Consider the following 19,613-nt stretch of genomic DNA (forward strand, 5'->3'; position numbering starts at 1 on the left):
TTTTCAACGTCTTACCTGTACCCAATCTGACTCACATGAAAAACCAGATTTTCATCAAAAAGATTTTACTGTTAAAGTACATGTTATGTACTAACAGAGGATGAGCCATGTTCGAGATTGCCCTTTATGGCGGCGCCTTCAATCCCCCTCATGCCGGTCACGCCCAGGTGATGATCGAGGCCTCACGCCAGGCCAGACGCTTGCTGGTGGTCCCAAGCTTGCGGCATCCATACGGCAAGCAAATGGTCGACTATGAAGTTCGCTTGAACTGGCTGGAATCGATCGTCGAGAACGTTCAGCCGCTGTGCTGCGCCGAAGTGCGTGCGAGCCGGGTGGAGCAGGTGGTGGCCCGCGGCGTTGAAGGCGCAATCTACAGCTACATCCTGCTTGCTCACCTCGCCGACAGCCTGGCCCTGGATGGCAAGCGAATCGCGTTGGTGGTGGGTCAGGATGTCGCGGATCTGCTGCCAACCTTCTATCGCGGCCAAGAATTGCTGGAGCGTTTTTCCATCCTTTGCGTGGAGGAAAAAATCCATGTGCGTAGCACGGTGGTTCGCGAACGACTGGCTTTGGGCAAGCCGCTTCCCACCGGCTGGATGGCACCCGGGATGGACCCGTTAAACTATGACCTTTACGCTACCTACGGAAACTGACATGCCGACTAGCACAGCCCCCACGCAGGATTATTTGCACACTATCGACCTCTGTGTGCTGCGCTTCTGCCGGGAGACCCAGGCGCTTGAAATCCTCCTGAATCGACGGGAAGCCGAGCCATTCGCCGGTCATTGGGCGCTGCCCGGGATTGTGGTCAATGGTGGCGTCGAAGATCTCACGCTGAACGACGCCGTGGAGCGCCTGCGTAATTCAAACAAGGTAGGCATGCCGCTGGCCTGGATCGAACAAGTCGGCACCGTCGGCGACGCGTTCCGCGATCCGCGCTGCTGGTCGTCCTCGACGTTCTATCTGGCGATTGTCAGCGATGCGGTCCAACTCGCCGAACACCAGGGATTTTTCCCACTCAAGGACGTCGCTGACGCCTCGATCAAACTCCCTTTCGATCACAACAGCCTGGTGGCGGCTGTCCAGGAGCGGTTGTTGTCCAAGGCCCTCTACAGCAGCCTGCCACTGATGTTCCTGGGCCCGGAGTTCAGTGCGCCGGAAGCGGTGAGCATTTTCTCCGTGGTGCTCGACCGCCCGGTGCTCAAGACCAGCATGCGCCAGCGGTTGCTGAAGATGACCGAGGCCGGTTACTTGCAGGAAACCGGCCGCAAGAAAAGCGGCGACGGCGGCCGCCCGCAACGCACGGTGGAAAATCTCAAGCCAGCCCGAGTTTACCTTTTCGATCGTTGTTTTCTGGAGTGATACTCGGCAAACAGACGCAGGCCCTGGCTGTGCGAGCCCAGGGCTGATCCTACGAAATAAAGTCTGTCGGATCGAGCCCAACAAATACAGGGCCTCGCCGGTGGACAAATCATAAATAAAGTCTGTCGCAGACCCGATTTTCAACGCTTCGCCGTATGACCTACTAAATAAAGTCTGTCGGAACCGGCGCCGAAGACATCCCAGGACACCAACGATCGCGCTATTCAACGACGCTTTCAATTGGTGTGCCACAGTACTTACTGGGGACAGCATGACGACCTGCATGATCGACGTTACCGCCTTGACCAACCATTTAGGTGGTAATGGCCGCTCGTTTGTACTGCGTGTTCTCAAGGGGTTTCATTTGAGCAAATCAGCCACTTGTGTAGAATAATCATATGTAGCTACAATTTGCGAAAGACAGATCTATAGGGAGATTTAAGTGAGTAAAGAACAAGAAGTTAAAAAAGTTATATCCGACATGCGCTCCTCATACAACTTTGCTCATGCACTAATCCAAAGAAATAAAATTGATTTAAGCGATCAATACAAAAAAATCAATTATATATATTATCGCATGTTCTGCAGCCATCTTGAGTCGTTTGAAATTTTGATTAAAGAAAACTGCTTCAGCTCTGCAATTTTGCTTCTTAGAACAATGCTCGAGCTCCATGTAAAAAGCTACTACTTCGAATTTATTGAAAAAAAGAACGACTCCCAAGTAGTTGATTTTTTAGATTCAAAAAAAGATTTTCCAAACTTCTTCAAGATGACCCAAGCTCTCGAAACCGTCGAAAATCAAGCTGGTGATACATTTGACGGGGCCTTTGCTCAGTTTGCCAAAAGCGGGCTGGCTAGCTATGAAAAATTTTCCTTGTTCTCGCATGGCCGAGGAGAGTTTTTGCGGATATTCTTTGATAATGAAGAGATAAAATACAGCGCCGATATGATTTTGGAAATTGTACTGCATGCAAAATCATATTTTGAAACATTAACATTATTATTATTGGTTGTGCAGGATCGTCGGGAAGAATTATTCCATTTTATTGAACTCATAAAACACGAGGTCTACTTTCAGGGTTCTACCAACGGCGCTAGATAGGCTACCCGCTGACCACACTTCAAACATAAGACAGCTCAAAATAATGATTAACATAAGTAGCGCACGACTTCTTCCATTCCAAGCTTTTCATTCGTTTCACGAACAGATTAACGTCCACATCAAGGTTGCACACTCAGCGAACCTGCTGTTAGTCCGACATGCCGGCGAACCTAGCAGCCAAGACGAACTTGCCGATCTCATTGCTTCTTCTCACCCATCTTGGAATGCGGCTCCAGTTCGGAATCTAAGTATTAAGCTGCAGCGAGCTCAAGATGCAGGCGTTTCTGCTTTCGCTATCGTATCTGTTTTCTCCGCATTCGATGATTTCCTTATCGGGACTGAAGCGGAGGTTAGCAGAGGGAAAGGGAATCAAGCTGCTACTAAGTCACCCAAAGACGAAGCCAAGGAGTCAGACGATGACGAGGAAAAGATTGATCGTGTTTTCCGCCTGTATGGCTCTATGGGTTGGCCTGTCAGCGGAATTGCCAACCTACAGCCCCTGCTGAGGTATTTTCGTCTTTGTCGAAACTGTATCGCGCATCGAAACGGCCGCGCGTCGAAAGCTTTGGTGACGCAATCGTCGGACCCTGCTCTATCATCCGCGCTCGCCTCTCTGCAAGAAGGCCCAGAGCGCGGAATCATGGCCTTCAAGGTCAACGATCCTATTCATCTCCCTCCCACGTTGGCAATCATGTGCTCTCACATCCTTCGCCTAATCGCCATTGATGCGAATGATCGCTTGATTGAAACACTTGGGCTCGATGGAGTACTTAAAATGGCTGCTCACCATGCAGTTCGATTAAATGAGGAGCTGGGAGGAAAAGCTCGAAAGCGGCCAGAAGCAATCCTCAACGCGTTCCTCACTCAATCGAGAGTACGTATGGACTCACGTGAAGAATCCATCGTAGAGATGAAACGCATAGGCGCCTGGGCTACTTACGTCAGCGAAATTAGCTCCGGGGCGTCGAACAGGTCGAGTGATCGTTACAAGTGATCCATCTCTGCGGATGCGCAAACGGAGCACATTTGCAATAACCAGATCGCGATCGAAAACTAAAGGCTCTTTTGCCTCGGCCCCTGGTCGGATTGGGTCTGCATGATCTCTAACTCTAGCGAGAGCCCATGCCCCGACGCCCATGGGCCCCGCCTCTTGTACAGTCCATGAGGCCACTCTTTTGCAAATTCCAGAGCCACCGCCATAGCGATCCTGGGATCCGAGTCGATCAGGTCTTTGGATGCCTCTCTCCGCCTCACATTCGGTAAGGTGAACCACATCGCCAGATCCCAACCATCCTTTTAGGAAATAAGCGGCTCGATGACTTGGTGCAAGCCAAAAGCTGGCTGGAATCCATTAAGGGCACTAACGTAATTCCAGCATTGCCTATGCCCAATCAGCAATAACTCAGCAGCTAGATCAAGATCGGTGCAGATAAGCACCGGCTAAATGCGCCAGTTAGGAATGACGCATATCTTGTCTTAGGAGTAAATAGGGAGCCAAGATGAATCTTTGTGAGTGTTTTAGGTGTATCACCTGCGGGACTGAAATCGACTGCCGGATAGGGATGTCAAATCGTGACGTCCAACCCTTCCAGTTCGCCTGCCCCAAATGTGAGGAAAGGATTTCATTTGTATTCGGGCAAGCTGACGCCGAACTGCAGGGGGCTGAGAAGGTCGAGGGTTTTGAGGCTCCATTCAAGGGTGAAAAGCCTTTCGTAGACCTCCACCTAGATTTTCCTGTCTATGTTGGGAAGTACAAGATGGGGATGACTACGTTTCTTCGTGTGACTCAAGAGCTCGGTATGGGAGCGTACTCACATCTTAATCAGCGACTGCATATGTTGAATTACCTCCATCCAGTTCAACGAGATCTGTTCAGCCTCATTACCCAGTACAAAAGAGGTGATCTTGATAGTTTTGAAAAAGTTTGTGCAAGGATTCCAGGAGTAACTTTAACATCCAGAAAGAAGCAAGATGTTTTGGCAGCACTGTATTCTGCGACTTCAATAATGTCCTCGCCATTTACAATACATGAGCATAACGCTGAGATCAGTGATGTGGCTCCTAAAATTTATTACTGGCTACTTGACAATCACCGCGACAAAACCATTGAGTTCATCGACAGTATTTTGAGCAATGGTTTCCTTAAGAATTTACACAACGACTGCCTGTCTTTATATCCAAAATTAGTTTCGATGGACCTCGCGTTTCGGCCCGCCCTCTTCTATGACTACGCAGATACAGAAGAGTTGGGTGATATTCCAGCCAGGATGTCGACTGCAGACTTTGAAACTTGCAATAATTTTTACAAAGACCTTGCTGAAGTATTCTCACGTCAAATAACACTTATTGCTGGTATCAACAATCTACTGAAACGTGGTGACTGCAACCAGTTCGAACCATCTTTAAAGCAAACCAAAAAGGGGACTAGGCCCGGGCTGGAAAGCCTTGACGCCTTTGCCAACGTCGACCTGGGCAATAAAATCGATTTTATAGACAAATCATTTTATGCAATAGACCTTGGTGCCATCGATAACAAACTTAGGAATGCGATCGCTCACTACAAGTATGACTACAAGGAATCAAGTCAACGCATCACGTATTATCCGAGCAAGGAAGGCATGAGCCGGGAGAAGTGCTATGAAATCCAATTCATGAGTTTCATTAGAAAGTCACTGCTACTATTCAGAGAGGTTCATAGTGTGAACCACATTATTAAGGCGACGCTTTTTCTATGTGTCTTGGTATTGAAAAAGGACATATAAAAGGCAGGAGGTTTATTTCGCATTACTGGCGAGAGTATAGCTCACTGTCGTAAGGGGTAGGTCGTGGTAGCCGTCTCGTGTTTCGCCCACGCCATATGACGCGAAACTGGCCCTGATCGAACCGATGATGGCTGGCCCACGAAACTCACGAATGCACCTCCAACCAAGCGTGGCTTGGTTGGCCCCTTTTCGATTTCCCTCAACAACTACCGGATTGCCCTAAGTCATGACTTATGCCGGCAAGTGTCGAACTGTCCCGATGATGGTGAGAGATTTCGCTCCTCGGGTCATCGCGACGTACAAATCCTTCGCATCAAGCGAGTCGGCATCAAGAATGACGGCGTGGTCATACTCAAGGCCTTTAACCAGCAACGTAGTACCAATCAGCTTGCGGTGGTTGATCGGTCGGCCCGAATGCCTCATCTCACGCTGATAAAGAATGCCTGCCTCAACGAGCGTCGTGGCTTGACCATCAATATGAATCTTGAGCACGTTCAAGAAACGATAGAGTAAGTCACGGCGATAGGCTGATGTTTCGGGGTTGCTCTTCAACGTTTCGAAGAAGGCCTTAAGATGGCTGCTGGACGGGTCAGTCAGATAGTCATTTGCAGCTTGAAGGACCAAAGGGTATTTAGTGGTGCTGCGCAGCTTGGTTACTTCGCCTCGCCTGGTTCCGGCCGTCAACGCACTGGGTACACCAGTGAGGCATTTCATCGCAAATTTCACTACAAGGAGAAACCCCGCCTGAACAGTCTTGACGGCAACAAGCTTTTTGATAAACGAATGCAGATCTTTACCTTCGATTTCCTCGATTGAGGAAAAACGTCCGGCCATGGTTTTCGCCAAGAGGTGAGTTTTATTCTTGGACTGGTTGTCCCCGCCGTGCAGAGCGATGACGCTCTCATTATTGTTCAGCATCCCACAAAGCGCCGTGTACTGTTTAGCGGCGAGGTACTCGGGCTGGGTATAGGTACGAATCACGCTCGGTGGTAGCTGGGCCAGCAAATCAATCTTTTGGCCTAGCTCGATCTTTCGCCTCACATTTTTGAGCCATTCGCCAAGTTCTGGACTCTTCGCCTTGACCCACCGCCAAGGGACCTCCAGCTGTCCCAAGCAATCAAATTTGGGGTAGACGCTGACTTCCCAATCAACGGGCTTGCCATCGTCAAAATCAAATATGGATTGGAGGGGGTCTCCCAACAGTCGGCTTGGAAGAAATTCTGCCAGGTTGCAGACGAGATCATGTTGTACGTCTGAGCAGTCCTGGTACTCGTCGACGTAGAGACCTATGTAGCTGGACGATACGGCCTCACGAATGAACCTCTTTCCGAGCAAATGGGAGCAGCACTCGTACAACTTATTCCACTGCTTGCTGGTCGGGTTTTCAATTTTCCAACCAGATGCTTTCGGGTACGCCAGACAGAGTCGAAGTGCCCAGCTAGCAATCGTATCGACCTGGAACTGGGAAGCACGAACGCCCAAGTCCGCCATTTTGGTTTTTATCGAATTCACGCCGGCAAAAGTGTGCGTCAGGATAAGCTGCCGGCCACCTGACGCTCGCACCGCCATTGCGATGAGATGAGTTTTTCCAAACCCCGCAGGCGCGATTACATAACCTTTGGAGGTACAGTCGTTGAGCTTGATTGCGAGGTCTTCAGACACGCTTCGCCCACTCCCAAAGCCTTCCCAACTCTAAGGCGAGATTTGTTTTGCCGAATCCGGGATCGTTGAAAGCGGTACTCACCGCCTTGAACCACAGGTCGCCTCTAGTAGTATCCTTGAACCATCCCGCGCTCTTTGCTGCAGCACCAATTGCAGTCCGCAGCTTGGGGCTATCCCGCCACTCGCTGATGTCAGGGTCCAAAACGTCCTGATACTGCGATCGCACTTGATCGTATACCGGGTAGAAGAGTTCGACTTGGGCGAGCGTCAAGCTGGCAACTACGGAAGCCCAGGGCAGATCCACAAAAGCCCGCTCCTCAAGCGAAAGTTTGTCGTTCCAGACGTATGTGGGAATTCCTATTGCAACAAGCCCAGCAGCATCAGCGGCTGAGAACTGCTTCTCGGCATCGCCATCAGCTAGTGCCGACACGTCATAGCCAAGCTTTTTAAAGGCAATAGCCATGCCCTTCACTTTGCTGGCTCCCTTAGCGTCTAGCAACGCCACACCGTGATATGACAATGGATCTTGCCCATTTTCGAGTTGGTGATCGTCTAAGCCCCTTATGAAACCTACCTCGGTAGCGCCTTCACATACGACAACCTTTTTGGCCAAGAAAGCTTCAGCGCTAGAGCGAATTTTACCCTGAACCTCATGCTCTTCGAGGCCCTTCTCGGCAGCGGAGACGATCGTCACGACCCCGCCCTTGCTGTGGACGATATGAAGGTCCTGCACCGTGAGCTCGCGAAGCACCATGGGCGAATGGGTAGTTAGGAAATACTGCCCGCGTTTGTCCTCCCTGATGTGCTTGATGAGACGCGTAATGCGATGGGGCTCGAGGCCGAACTCCAACTCATCGAACAAGGTGATATGGCCATCCTCCAGGCCCGCTTTCTGGATTCCACACTGAAGCATCCGGCGAGATCCCAGACCTAACTGGCGCAATGGGATTTCGCCGTCATGCAGGGAAAGACCGCCGACTTTCAGGTTGATGGACGCCAAGTCAAGATGGGCCTTATAGGCATCAAGTACAGGGACACCTAAGAGCTTCGCAATCTCTTGCGATTTGGTTGCTGCAGTGTCGAAGTTTGTCAGGGTGACAGCCCGGTCGACATCGAGCGAACTCCTGGCAGTCCTCGATGCATTGGCCAATAACTCGCTCAAGCTCTGCGCCGCAGTAAGCTTGGCAAGTGCAGTTCCGTTTGCCCAGGAAAGCTCTCGTTCGCTGAAAACGCCAATGAGGCCAACCCCGACCTTGTTTCTATCTGCCTGTTTAAAGGGCACCCCGTCAGGGTTGCGATCGCACACCACAGCCCATTTCGGCTCCAAGTCCTTCTCAACGGTTAGCCGGGCGGTCAATACGCTTTCCAGATGATCATCTGGCTCATCAAGCAGCTTTTGAGCTGCCGCATCCCAACCCCGGAGGTACAACCCATATTTATTAAGGGCGGAAAAGTCTGCGGCCAAATGCCCGATCGTAATCTCGATGATGATGGGGTCAGCGATTTTGCACTGGTAAAAATCTGAGTCGCTGAGGGCCAGATTCCACTGGGGATGAAATGTGTAACGGATGGCCTCCAAAATTGTGGACTTGGAGGAGTCACCTTTGCCTATGAGACAAAAAATGTCAGCGGTTGGCACATTCCAATCAAGCGTTTTCACTCCGCGGAAGTTCTTGATCACGATCTTTCTGATTTTCACCAGCCAGCATCCTTCTGAACGTCATCTATGAGTAACGGCGAAACGCAGTTGTAGCGCCTCACCTGGCTCCCAGGAATGCAGCGGGAGTGGCCATTCGCCGTTACTCATCATAGATACATCCTGCGAGTCGGGGGAACTGATCGTAATAATTCGTTTGGGATCGTGTTAGCTCGCATGCTTTACCGACACCAACTCTATGTATCTGAATTTCTTGCGAGCCGCTTTCGTTGCATCAAGCTCGGCTTGGAGCGTCCTCGCAATTCCTAAGCAGGTGAAGACCTCTGTTCCACGCGGGCTCGCTTTCTTTCTCGTTCGGCTTTCCTTGCAGCTCGGTCCCTGCTCAACTCAACCTCTTTCATGGGATGGTTGATGAAGTGCTGTTCGTAGGTACGGATCAGACCAGCATCGTGACTTGCCATAACCTGCTCGAAAACGTAATCCGCGTTCCTGGCGACGATTTCGTACTTATCGGTTTCAAGGTTTCTATTTGAGATCAGTAACAGCGCCTCGGGAGTGAAATTTCCGCTGCTCCAGATTTCAAACCGCTGCGGCAGGTATCCCCATTCGGAATGATGCTTAGCCACTTCGCGGAGTACGGGAATGCGCTTGTCGAGCCATTTGGCGACTTCTGCGTCATCTACATTGCCCAAGGGATGTACTCCCTTGCACTCGATGAACACCACGTCTTGATACCTCCTGACTACCAAGACGTCAATTTCAGCCTGCCGGCCAAGGCTGTCCTTAACCTTCCTGTTCACTTCAGGATCGCCGCCCGGGAACGTGGACTTGGCAATGTGAGCAACTGCAAACTCAAACAAACTTCCTCGCAAAGTAGACCCGGCGCCCTCTATCCGCGAAAGCACGTTGAAAACTTGATCCAGTGACTCAGGGCTGTCCAAGAGCTTGGCCGTGTTTTCGAGTAATGAGCACAGGCTCTTCAGAGCTCTGGCTACCTCCAGGCCGAAAAGGCTTTCGGTAGTGGCAGGAATGATGCCCTCTGCTTTTAAGAGCGAGAACGCTTCGGTGGAAAACTCTTCAGCTACAAAAACCTGGAGACAGCGGCTTACCTTTGAAAGGCTGCGCAGCGTCACGCATTTTTTGACGAATGCACTCAGTTCCTCCGCAGTTACCCGTCCATTCAAAGCAATGTCGCAGACAAAAAATCCGCCCTTAACGCCGGCAGCCTCAGAATACGAACGCATCGGAAACAGAAATGATGGACCCGCCATATCCCACTGAAACGTACCTACCTGCGGCATCTTCTCTAGCCCATCGTCTTCACGGGTTTTGACGGCCTCGTAGCTCACCAGCCCCAATTTTCGTGCCCAGTCCTTTACCGCGATCAGCGCCAGTCGCTCTGCAATGTTTCGAGCCTTGAGTTTGGCCAGCGTGATCCCGTCCTGGAGGGGCATTTCTTGATCGCATCTCACGACGCATGTATCCCCTCCCGGCAGTGCTACCTCCTTGACCAGACTCGCGCTGATCAACCGTTCAAGCAGGCTTTCGGCCGAGACGTGTTTCAACTGAGCTACCGGCGCTCCACAGGCAATAAGGAAATGAGACCGCAGCATGAAGTTAGAGCGCATTTTCAAGGCTTGGAGGGCTGAGTAGTAGGCGCTATTCGTCTGCTGAAGAGCATCAATCAGATTGGAAAAAAATTTCGGCGAGCCGTAATCGGATCGTAGATACACAAAGCGGGCACGGTGAGGAAAGATTAGGTGGCTCAGCTTTCTCATATCTTCACAGCCCCGCTCGACCCGCTTGCGAGCGGCCGTAGGAGCCAGGTTGTATTGAGATTCCAGGATCTTCGCGAGCTCACTGCTCAGCATCGGGCCGTTCTTAGCCAGAATTTTCGCTACCGCATCCTTCGCCATTTCGCCTCCGTAATGCCTATGTCACACAGCGCTATTTATATTACTTGTAAACAAGTGCCGTTCTGCTTGCTGTTTGTATTCTATGAAAAGCCCAATTTACAAGGTCTTCCTGGGACCGAGTCAGCGGAAAACCAAAAAAATGTCACAATAGTCGAATCTTTGGCGCCTGCAAGGCGTTGCTTTAGACGCCCGGAGCCAGGTGAAGGGCCGGACATGTGGCCCGATGATCAATGTCGCCTTTGTGCAGAAGGAGAATGGGTAGAGCCGCCCCCGGTGCACACGGTGCAATGGGAAACTCCGACCTGGAATTGTGTGGTTTGGAGAGGATCTGCCTGCTGGAGCCTGGAAAGCAGCTATGGCCGCCGTCAGGAATTGCGACGCCCTGATCTCCGTGGGGACTTCAGGAGTCGTCAGGCCCACAGTGGGGGCACACCTTCAAACGCTGCGGTTGAAGAGGAATATCAGCCTTGAGACGGTAGCGGAGAACGCGGCGATCAGCCGGCAGACTCTGCACCTGATGCTCAATCAAGGCAAAGGCACCTTGATCAATCTGATCGCCGTTTTGCGCGCCCTCGGCGAGTTGGAGCGCCTGAGTTCGTTGTTGGAGGAGGTGCGGCCCAGTCCGCTACAAATCATGCGCATGGAAGGCAAAAAGCGACAGCGCGCCTCCGGCTCTCGTGTTACTTCCAACGAAGCCAAGGCGGAGGTTGTCCATTCCAGCAAGCACAAAAACCGCGATTGGTGATGACAAAGCCTGCAGTCCATCTCCGACTTTCTTGTTGATTGCTTGCTGGGGCGTGCATCTTGCCAAAATCAACGTGGTTGATCTCGTAAACCTATTGCCGTCTGTCGATACCTGGCGGTGCATTCTTAACGCGTTGAGGTTGGGGTTGAGGACCTTTTCTCTTTGGTCGCTCGAAATTACAGCAGGGATAATACACCGGCCGCCAATCCCACATCCCCCAGACTTCTTTAGCAGGGAAAGGACAACTCCAACTCCCCACACCGAGTTTATAGTTCTCTTCAACGAAATGTGTTGACTTTTGATGGCCTGCAATATAAGTCGACCAAAGAGATTCGATCGGCCGAATTTCGTCCCCGAAAGCTTTCACATCCCGGACGAAGTGAGCAAAACTTTCATAGGTTTCGACTATAGCTTGAATAAGAAAATCCGTGGGTTCATCAGGTGGGAGCCTGTTTATAGATCTCGCTTGACAATTCCGAGCCGCCTTTCAATTTTATCTCTCAAATGCCTGTCGGAATCAAAACTCCAGACCTTTTGCTCGAAGACTTCGTCTTTATGGATTTTTTCACATGAAACAGCGAGAACCGCCTCCTCGGAAAGGTAATGGGTGAATGAAAGAAGGTCCGTAAAAATCTGAGCTTTCTTCAACTCAAAAGGATCTGTGTTCAACGTAACAGGGCTATCCTTTAGATGCCGTCCACCACAGGTCTTCCACATCACCGCCAGTTCATGACCTCCATGGGAAAACTGCTTGTCACAAGCCGGGCAACGTTTGACTAGCTCGACATTGTGCTCCGCACAGACTTTCAGTTTAAAACAGTGAGCACGCCGCCAGAAAGAATCCTGCGCGTTCAATATCCTCTGCAACACAAACCGTGCAAAAACCTGATGTCTTTCTATTTGAATCATAACAATTTGAATAGCTTAAATACTCATTCCCAGAGTAAGAGATATCTTGGATATTTTTAAAAATTGCCGTGAAAGGATAGTTAGTATGCCTATGCAGCATCTTGTTCAAGCCGTAACAGCCAAACCATCCCAATGCTTCGGAAATTTTCGAAACATCTGCCCGTGAGGGGCTGTTTGGAAACTTCCGAAACACTTCCGTGGAAGAATGTTTTCCTTTAATAAAAAGAGTTCTTTCCACAAAGGAACGCATAGTCTCCTCTGGCTGAATCGCTAGGATCATTTTGGGCTTTCAAACCTTGAGCTACGCCCAGAGCAGGGAGGAGCGGAGGAAAGCGTCGCTAGCTACCGAACCGGGAGGGCGTAGGCGCCAGCGACAGACTTTATTTAGTTCCGACAGACTTTATTTCGTAGTTTCAGGGCCTGGATCATGGTGCGAGGTTCACTCCACCGTCACAGACTTCGCCAAATTCCGCGGCTGGTCCACATCCGTGCCCTTGAGCACCGCCACGTAGTACGACAGCAGTTGCAGCGGGATGGTATAGAGGATCGGCGACAGGATGTCGTGGATGTGCGGCATGTGCACCACGTGGGTGCCTTCGCCGTTGGTCATACCTGCCTTCTCGTCGGCAAAGACAATCAGTTGGCCGCCGCGGGCGCGAACTTCCTGCAGGTTGGACTTGAGCTTTTCCAGCAGCTCGTTATTCGGTGCCACGGTGACCACCGGCATGTCGTTGTCCACCAGGGCCAGCGGGCCGTGCTTGAGCTCACCGGCTGGGTAGGCCTCGGCGTGGATGTAGGAAATCTCCTTGAGTTTCAAGGCGCCTTCCATCGCCACCGGGAATTGCGCACCACGGCCCAGGAACAGCGTGTGGTTCTTCTCGGCGAACAGCTCGGCGATTTTCTCCACCGTGCTGTCCATTGCCAAGGCTTCGCCCAGGCGGGCCGGCAAGCGCCGCAGCTCTTCGACCAATGTTGCCTCGACCCCCTTGCCCAGAGTGCCGCGTACCTGGCCCAGGGACAGGGTCAGCAACAGCAGGCCCACCAGTTGCGTGGTGAACGCCTTGGTCGAGGCCACACCGATTTCGCGACCGGCCTGGGTCAGCAGGGTCAGGTCGGATTCACGCACCAGCGAGCTGATACCGACGTTACAGATCGCCAGGCTGGCGAGGTAGCCCAGCTCCTTGGCATTGCGCAGGGCGGCCAGGGTGTCGGCAGTTTCACCCGATTGGGAAATGGTGACGAACAGCGTATCAGGCTGCACCACCACCTTGCGGTAGCGGAATTCACTGGCCACTTCGACCTGGCACGGGATACCGGCCAACTCTTCCAGCCAGTAACGGGCGACCATGCCAGCGTGATAGCTGGTGCCACAGGCCACGATTTGCACGTTGCGCACCTTGGCGAACAACTCGGGCGCCTGTGGCCCGAAGGCCTGTACCAACACCTGGCTCTGGCTCATGCGCCCTTCCAGGGTACGTTGCACTACGGCGGGTTGTTCGTGGATTTCCTTGAGCATGAAGTGGCGGAATTCGCCCTTGTCGGCGGCTTCGGCACCGTCGCGGTATTGCACGGTCTCACGCTCTACGGCTTTGCCGCTAATGTCCCAGATCTGCACGCTGTCGCGGCGGATCTCGGCGATGTCGCCTTCTTCCAGGTACATGAAGCGGTCAGTGACCTGACGCAGCGCCAACTGATCGGAGGCCAGGAAGTTTTCCCCCAGGCCCAGGCCAATAACCAATGGGCTACCACTGCGCGCCGCCACCAGACGATCCGGTTGTTTCGCACTGATGACCGCCAGACCATAAGCACCATGCAATTCCTTGACGGTCGCCTTGAGCGCCACGGTCAAGTCCACCAGTTCCTTGAGCTTGTGACTGAGCAAATGTGCGATGACTTCGGTGTCGGTGTCCGACGTAAACACGTAGCCCAAGGCCTTGAGCTGTTCACGCAGGGCTTCGTGGTTTTCGATGATGCCGTTGTGCACCACCGCCAGGTCGCCGGAGAAATGCGGGTGGGCATTGCGCTCACAGGGCGCGCCGTGGGTAGCCCAGCGGGTGTGGGCGACGCCCAGGCGACCGATCAGCGGTTCGGCGTCCAGCGCCTGTTCCAACTCACTGACCTTGCCCGGCCGACGCATGCGCTCGAGCTTCTCATCATTGGTAAACACCGCCACACCGGCGCTGTCGTAGCCGCGGTATTCCAGGCGCTTGAGGCCTTCGAGCAAGATTGCAGTGATGTTGCGTTCAGCAACGGCGCCGACAATTCCACACATGCTATTTCTCCTGGCTGACAGGCGCGCAGATCACATTGATGCCGCGGGCCTGAATCTGATCGCGGGCCGCCACGGGCAGGCGATCATCGGTAATGAGGGTATGGACGCTGCTCCACGGCAGTTCCAGGTTGGGGATTTTGCGGCCGATCTTGTCGGCCTCCACCATCACGATCACTTCACGGGCTACCTCTGCCATTACACGGCTCAGGCCCAGCAGTTCGTTGAAGGTGGTGGTGCCACGGACCAGATCGATACCGTCGGCACCGATAAACAATTGGTCGAAATCGTAGGAACGCAGGACTTGCTCGGCGACCTGGCCTTGGAACGACTCAGAATGAGGGTCCCAGGTGCCGCCGGTCATCAACAGCACAGGTTCATGCTCCAGCTCGTTCAAGGCACTGGCGACATGCAGCGAATTGGTCATCACTACCAGGCCGGGCTGCAGGCCGAGTTCGGGAATCATTGCCGCCGTCGTGCTGCCGCTGTCGATGATGATTCGCGCATGTTCACGGATCCGCTTCACAGCAGCCCGGGCGATGGCTTGTTTGTATTTGGAGACCGTCTGCCCGCTGTCAGCCACCAATTCCTGCGGCATGGGGACCGCGCCACCGTAACGACGCAGCAGCAGGCCATTGGATTCCAGGGCGGCGAGGTCCTTGCGAATCGTAACTTCCGAGGTTTCGAAGCGTTTGGCCAGTTCATCCACACTCACCTCGCCCTGCTCCTGAAGCAAGGCAAGAATGTTGTGGCGGCGTTGTGGCGTATTGCGCTTGGACATGGCGAGATAAGTTTCGATTCGAAAGATAACGTAACTAATCAAAACCTATCGCAGAGAAATCGTCAAGGCGAGAGAAGAAAAATTCAGAAATCATGAGATCAATGTGGGAGTGAACTTGCTCGCAAAAGCGTCGCGTCAGGCTAAAGCAGTGCCGCCTGACAGGACCCCTTCGCGAGCAAGCTCGCTCCCAGAAAAGACCTGTGGATAACTTAGCTTTTCTTGATTTTGACCGGGCGCTTCCAGCCATCGATATTGCGCTGACGCGCGCGTGCCACAGCCAATTGGGACTTATCCACATCCTGATTGATGGTCGAACCCGCAGCCGTGTTTGACCCATCACCGATAGTCACGGGGGCTACCAACGAGTTGTTGGAGCCGATGAACACGTCTTCCCCAATGGTCGTGCGGTACTTATTGGCACCATCGTAATTGCAGGTGATGGTCCCGGCGCCGATATTGGTACGAGCGCCGATTTCCGCGTCCCCCAGATAGGTCAAGTGACCGGCCTTGGCCCCTTCGCCCATGTGAGCGTTCTTCAGCTCGACAAAGTTACCCACATGGGCGCGGGCGTCCAGCACGGTGCCGGGACGCAGGCGGGCAAACGGGCCGGCGTCGCTACCCTCCCCCATGACCGCACCGTCGAGGTGACTGTTGGCCTTGATCACCACGCCTTTGCGCAGGGTGCTGTCCTTGATCACGCAGTTCGGGCCGATGACCACGTCGTCTTCGATGACGACTTTGCCTTCAAGGATAACGTTGATGTCGATGACCACGTCGCGACCCACGCTGACTTCACCGCGCACGTCGAAACGGGCCGGGTCGCGCAGGGTCACGCCTTGCGCCATCAGGCGGCGGGCGGCACGCAATTGATAGTGGCGCTCCAACTCGGCCAGTTGCCGGCGATCATTGGCGCCCTGCACTTCCATGGCGTCCAGCGGCTGCTCGGTGGCGACCACCAGGCCGTCGTTGACCGCCATGGCAATCACGTCGGTCAGGTAGTACTCGCCCTGGGCGTTGTTGTTCGATAGACGACTCATCCAGTCAGCCAGGCGCTCAGCCGGTACGGCAAGAATCCCGGTGTTGCCTTCGGTGATCGCGCGCTGAGTTTCATTGGCATCCTTCTGCTCGACGATGGCGGTCACTTGGCCGTCAACATTACGCACGATGCGGCCATAGCCAGTGGGGTCGTCCAGCTCGACGGTCAACAAGCCCAACTGTTGTGGAGCTGCGTGCCTGAGCAGGCGCTGCAAGGTATCGACTTCTATAAGTGGCACGTCGCCGTAGAGAATCAGTACCGTGTCGGCGGTAATGAATGGCACGGCCTGGGCCACGGCATGGCCGGTCCCCAGTTGTTTATCCTGCAATACGAAATTCAGATCATCAGCCGCCAGGCGCTGGCGCACCGCATCGGCGCCATGGCCGATCACCACGTGGATGCGCTGTGGATCAAGTTGCCGGGCGCTGTGGATAACATGGCCAAGCATGGAGTTGCCGGCTACCGGGTGCAGGACCTTGGGCAGCGCCGAACGCATGCGGGTGCCTTGACCGGCCGCGAGGATAACGATTTCGAGAGACATGACTGGCTACCAATCCTGGGTGGTCAGCGGCTGTGACCAGAAGATGAATGTCGGGAAAAGAAAAAGGGTAGCCGAGGCTACCCTTTTTAATCAATCGCACAGGAAGCAGACAGCTTAGCCGCCAAACTTCTTGCGGATCTGCTGGACGGTGCGCAGCTGGGCTGCGGCCTCGGCCAGACGTGCAGCAGCAGAACCGTAATCGAACTCCGCGCCTCGCTCGTGCAGGGCCTTCTCGGCAGCCTTGACGGCTTCCTGAGCGGAGGCTTCGTCCAGGTCGGCAGCACGTTGCACAGTGTCGGCAAGGACCTTGACCATGTTCGGCTGAACCTCGAGGAAACCACCGGAGATGTAGTACACCTCGGCTTCCCCGCCCTGCTTGATCAAGCGGATCGGACCTGGTTTCAGATTAGTGATCAGCGGTGCGTGACCCAGAGCGATACCAAGATCACCCAGCTCACCATGCGCAATCACCATCTCGACCAGACCGGAGAAGATTTCCCCTTCCGCACTGACGATATCGCAATGGACTGTCATAGCCATCTGATTGCCTCAACCTAAATTAGCGCCCGTTGCCGGGCGCCGGGATTACAGTTTCTTGGCTTTCTCGATCGCTTCTTCGATGCCGCCGACCATGTAGAACGCTTGTTCTGGCAGGTGGTCGTAGTCACCGTTGAGGATGCCTTTGAAGCCAGCAATGGTGTCTTTCAGGGAAACGTATTTACCCGAAGCACCGGTGAAGACTTCAGCCACGAAGAACGGCTGCGACAAGAAGCGCTGGATCTTACGAGCACGGGATACCAACTGCTTGTCGGCTTCCGACAGCTCGTCCATACCCAGGATCGCAATGATGTCCTTCAGCTCTTTGTAGCGCTGCAGCACGTACTGGACGCCGCGAGCGGTGTCGTAGTGCTCCTGGCCGATCACGTTCGGGTCCAGCTGGCGCGAAGTCGAGTCCAGTGGGTCAACCGCTGGGTAGATACCCAGGGAAGCGATGTCACGGGACAGAACGACGGTAGCGTCCAAGTGGGCGAAGGTGGTCGCTGGCGACGGGTCGGTCAAGTCATCCGCAGGTACGTATACCGCTTGGATCGAAGTGATCGAACCTTCCTTGGTCGAAGTGATACGTTCTTGCAGAACGCCCATCTCTTCAGCCAGGGTCGGCTGGTAACCTACTGCCGAAGGCATACGGCCCAGCAGTGCGGATACTTCGGTACCGGCCAGGGTGTAACGGTAGATGTTGTCGACGAACAGCAGAACGTCGTTACCTTCGTCACGGAACTTCTCGGCCATGGTCAGGCCAGTCAGGGCTACGCGCAGACGGTTTCCCGGCGGCTCGTTCATCTGACCGTAAACCAGTGCCACTTTGTCCAGAACGTTGGAATCCTTCATCTCGTGGTAGAAGTCGTTACCCTCACGAGTACGCTCACCCACACCGGCGAACACGGAATAACCGCTGTGCTCGATGGCGATGTTACGGATCAGTTCCATCATGTTTACGGTCTTGCCCACACCGGCACCACCGAACAGACCCACTTTACCGCCCTTGGCGAACGGGCAAACCAGGTCGATAACCTTGATGCCGGTTTCCAGCAGGTCGTTACCGCCTGCCTGTTCAGCGAAGGATGGCGCAGGACGGTGAATGCCCCAGCGCTCTTCGGTGTCGATCGGACCAGCTTCGTCGATCGGGTTGCCCAGTACGTCCATGATCCGGCCCAGGGTCGCTTTACCGACCGGTACGGAGATGGCAGCGCCAGAGTCGACAACGTCCAGACCGCGCTTCAAGCCCTCGGTGGAACCCATCGCAATGGTACGAACGATGCCGTCGCCCAGCTGCTGCTGAACTTCCAGGGTAGTTTCCGCGCCTTGTACTTTCAGCGCGTTGTAGATGCTCGGTACGCTGTCGCGTGGAAATTCCACGTCGATAACGGCGCCGATGATTTGAACGATACGTCCGCTACTCATAGCTGGATCCTCTGAATATTTGAACCGTTAAACCGCGGCAGCGCCGCCGACGATTTCCGAGATCTCTTGGGTGATCGCAGCCTGACGCGCCTTGTTGTAGATCAGCTGCAAATCGCTGATCAAATCACCGGCGTTGTCGGTAGCGTTCTTCATCGCGATCATCCGCGCTGCTTGTTCAGCTGCGTTGTTCTCGACCACCGCCTGGTACACCTGCGACTCCACGTAGCGGACCATCAAGCCGTCAAGCAGCTCCTTGGCATCCGGTTCGTAGAGATAGTCCCAGTGGTGCTTGAGTTCCTGTTCCGGGGTCGCCACCAGTGGGATCAATTGCTCCACGGTAGGCTGTTGCGTCATGGTGTTGATGAACTTGTTGGATACCACGGACAGGCGGTCAATCCGGCCTTCCAGGTAAGCATCCAGCATCACCTTGACGCTGCCGATCAGATCATTGATCGACGGCTCTTCACCCAGGTGGTTGATAGCGGCAACGACGTTACCGCCGAAGTTGCGGAAGAAAGCCGCACCCTTGCTACCAATCACGCACAGATCGATCTCGACGCCTTGTTCGCGGTTTACAGCCATGTCCTTGACCAGGGCCTTGAACAGGTTGGTGTTCAAGCCACCACACAGACCACGGTCACTGCTCACCACGACGTAACCGACGCGCTTGATAGCACGGTCGATCATGAACGGGTGGCGATATTCCGGGTTGGCGTTGGCCAGATGACCAATAACCTGGCGGATGCGCTCCGCATAAGGGCGGCTAGCAGCCATGCGCATTTGTGCCTTGCGCATTTTGCTGACCGCCACTTTTTCCATGGCGCTGGTAATTTTTTGCGTGCTTTTGATGCTCGCAATCTTACTGCGAATCTCTTTTGCGCCTGCCATGTAACACCTATCAGGTTAGCA

Annotated in this window: 15 protein-coding genes and 1 pseudogene; 6 read left to right on the forward strand and 10 right to left on the reverse strand. The window is 53.7% G+C overall.

Translation table 11 applies throughout. The features are described from left to right. Nucleotides 1–107: 107 nt before the first annotated feature. The 5 genes from J9870_RS29220 to J9870_RS29240 all read left to right on the forward strand — a co-directional run bounded on the left by J9870_RS29220 (nucleotide 108) and on the right by J9870_RS29240 (nucleotide 5,226). Nucleotides 108–653, forward strand: coding sequence for an adenylyltransferase/cytidyltransferase family protein (locus J9870_RS29220; RefSeq protein ID WP_210642132.1), 546 nt, complete (start codon nucleotides 108–110; stop codon nucleotides 651–653). Nucleotide 654: 1 nt separating this feature from the next. After that, on the forward strand, nucleotides 655–1,362 hold the full coding sequence (locus J9870_RS29225; RefSeq protein ID WP_210642133.1) for an NUDIX hydrolase: 708 nt from the start codon (nucleotides 655–657) through the stop codon (nucleotides 1,360–1,362). Nucleotides 1,363–1,804: 442 nt separating this feature from the next. Beyond that, on the forward strand, nucleotides 1,805–2,464 hold the full coding sequence (locus tag J9870_RS29230; RefSeq protein WP_210642134.1) for a hypothetical protein: 660 nt from the start codon (nucleotides 1,805–1,807) through the stop codon (nucleotides 2,462–2,464). 43 nt (nucleotides 2,465–2,507) lie between these two features. Next, a complete protein-coding gene (locus tag J9870_RS29235; RefSeq protein WP_210642135.1) occupies nucleotides 2,508–3,458 on the forward strand; it encodes a hypothetical protein in 951 nt (316 codons plus the stop codon). Between the two features lie 568 nt (nucleotides 3,459–4,026). Next, nucleotides 4,027–5,226 (forward strand): hypothetical protein, encoded by a 1,200-nt coding sequence (locus J9870_RS29240; RefSeq protein ID WP_246883065.1) that lies wholly within the window; start codon nucleotides 4,027–4,029, stop codon nucleotides 5,224–5,226. 231 nt (nucleotides 5,227–5,457) lie between these two features. Here the strand turns inward: J9870_RS29240 and J9870_RS29245 are convergent, their stop codons facing one another. The 3 genes from J9870_RS29245 to J9870_RS29255 all read right to left on the reverse strand — a co-directional run bounded on the left by J9870_RS29245 (nucleotide 5,458) and on the right by J9870_RS29255 (nucleotide 10,461). Continuing rightward, entirely contained in the window at nucleotides 5,458–6,888 is a 1,431-nt protein-coding gene (locus J9870_RS29245) for a UvrD-helicase domain-containing protein (RefSeq protein ID WP_210642137.1), read from the reverse strand. After that, nucleotides 6,881–8,587 (reverse strand): AAA family ATPase, encoded by a 1,707-nt coding sequence (locus tag J9870_RS29250; RefSeq protein WP_210642138.1) that lies wholly within the window; start codon nucleotides 8,585–8,587, stop codon nucleotides 6,881–6,883. Before J9870_RS29250 ends, J9870_RS29245 begins: the two co-directional genes overlap by 8 nt. 263 nt (nucleotides 8,588–8,850) lie before the next feature. Continuing rightward, a complete protein-coding gene (locus J9870_RS29255) occupies nucleotides 8,851–10,461 on the reverse strand; it encodes a hypothetical protein (protein ID WP_210642139.1) in 1,611 nt (536 codons plus the stop codon). Between the two features lie 225 nt (nucleotides 10,462–10,686). Between J9870_RS29255 and J9870_RS29655 the strand changes: the two are divergent. Beyond that, nucleotides 10,687–10,879: pseudogene (locus J9870_RS29655) on the forward strand (Sir2 family NAD-dependent protein deacetylase); the annotation flags it as partial. Between the two features lie 780 nt (nucleotides 10,880–11,659). Here the strand turns inward: J9870_RS29655 and J9870_RS29660 are convergent. From J9870_RS29660 to atpG, 7 genes are all read right to left on the reverse strand, one after another. After that, nucleotides 11,660–12,061, reverse strand: a complete 402-nt coding sequence (locus tag J9870_RS29660) for a hypothetical protein (protein ID WP_246883066.1) — start codon at nucleotides 12,059–12,061, stop codon at nucleotides 11,660–11,662. Between the two features lie 493 nt (nucleotides 12,062–12,554). Further along, nucleotides 12,555–14,387: a glutamine--fructose-6-phosphate transaminase (isomerizing) gene (glmS, locus tag J9870_RS29275; protein ID WP_210642140.1), complete on the reverse strand. Its 1,833-nt coding sequence runs from the start codon at nucleotides 14,385–14,387 to the stop codon at nucleotides 12,555–12,557. Nucleotide 14,388: 1 nt separating this feature from the next. Further along, the gene (locus tag J9870_RS29280; RefSeq protein ID WP_210642141.1) at nucleotides 14,389–15,165 is read right to left on the reverse strand and encodes a DeoR family transcriptional regulator; all 777 of its coding nucleotides are present in this window, start codon (nucleotides 15,163–15,165) and stop codon (nucleotides 14,389–14,391) included. Between the two features lie 209 nt (nucleotides 15,166–15,374). Beyond that, nucleotides 15,375–16,742, reverse strand: coding sequence for a bifunctional UDP-N-acetylglucosamine diphosphorylase/glucosamine-1-phosphate N-acetyltransferase GlmU (gene glmU, locus J9870_RS29285; RefSeq protein WP_210642142.1), 1,368 nt, complete (start codon nucleotides 16,740–16,742; stop codon nucleotides 15,375–15,377). Nucleotides 16,743–16,856: 114 nt separating this feature from the next. Then, nucleotides 16,857–17,282: a F0F1 ATP synthase subunit epsilon gene (locus J9870_RS29290; protein WP_003207087.1), complete on the reverse strand. Its 426-nt coding sequence runs from the start codon at nucleotides 17,280–17,282 to the stop codon at nucleotides 16,857–16,859. A 45-nt stretch (nucleotides 17,283–17,327) separates the two neighbouring features. Beyond that, a complete protein-coding gene (gene atpD, locus J9870_RS29295; protein ID WP_014340987.1) occupies nucleotides 17,328–18,704 on the reverse strand; it encodes a F0F1 ATP synthase subunit beta in 1,377 nt (458 codons plus the stop codon). A 27-nt stretch (nucleotides 18,705–18,731) separates the two neighbouring features. Next, the gene (gene atpG / locus J9870_RS29300; RefSeq protein ID WP_135847917.1) at nucleotides 18,732–19,592 is read right to left on the reverse strand and encodes a F0F1 ATP synthase subunit gamma; all 861 of its coding nucleotides are present in this window, start codon (nucleotides 19,590–19,592) and stop codon (nucleotides 18,732–18,734) included. Between the last annotated feature and the right edge of the window lie 21 nt (nucleotides 19,593–19,613).

Origin of the sequence: Pseudomonas sp. Tri1 (assembly GCF_017968885.1) — a bacterium.
Lineage (GTDB): Bacteria > Pseudomonadota > Gammaproteobacteria > Pseudomonadales > Pseudomonadaceae > Aquipseudomonas.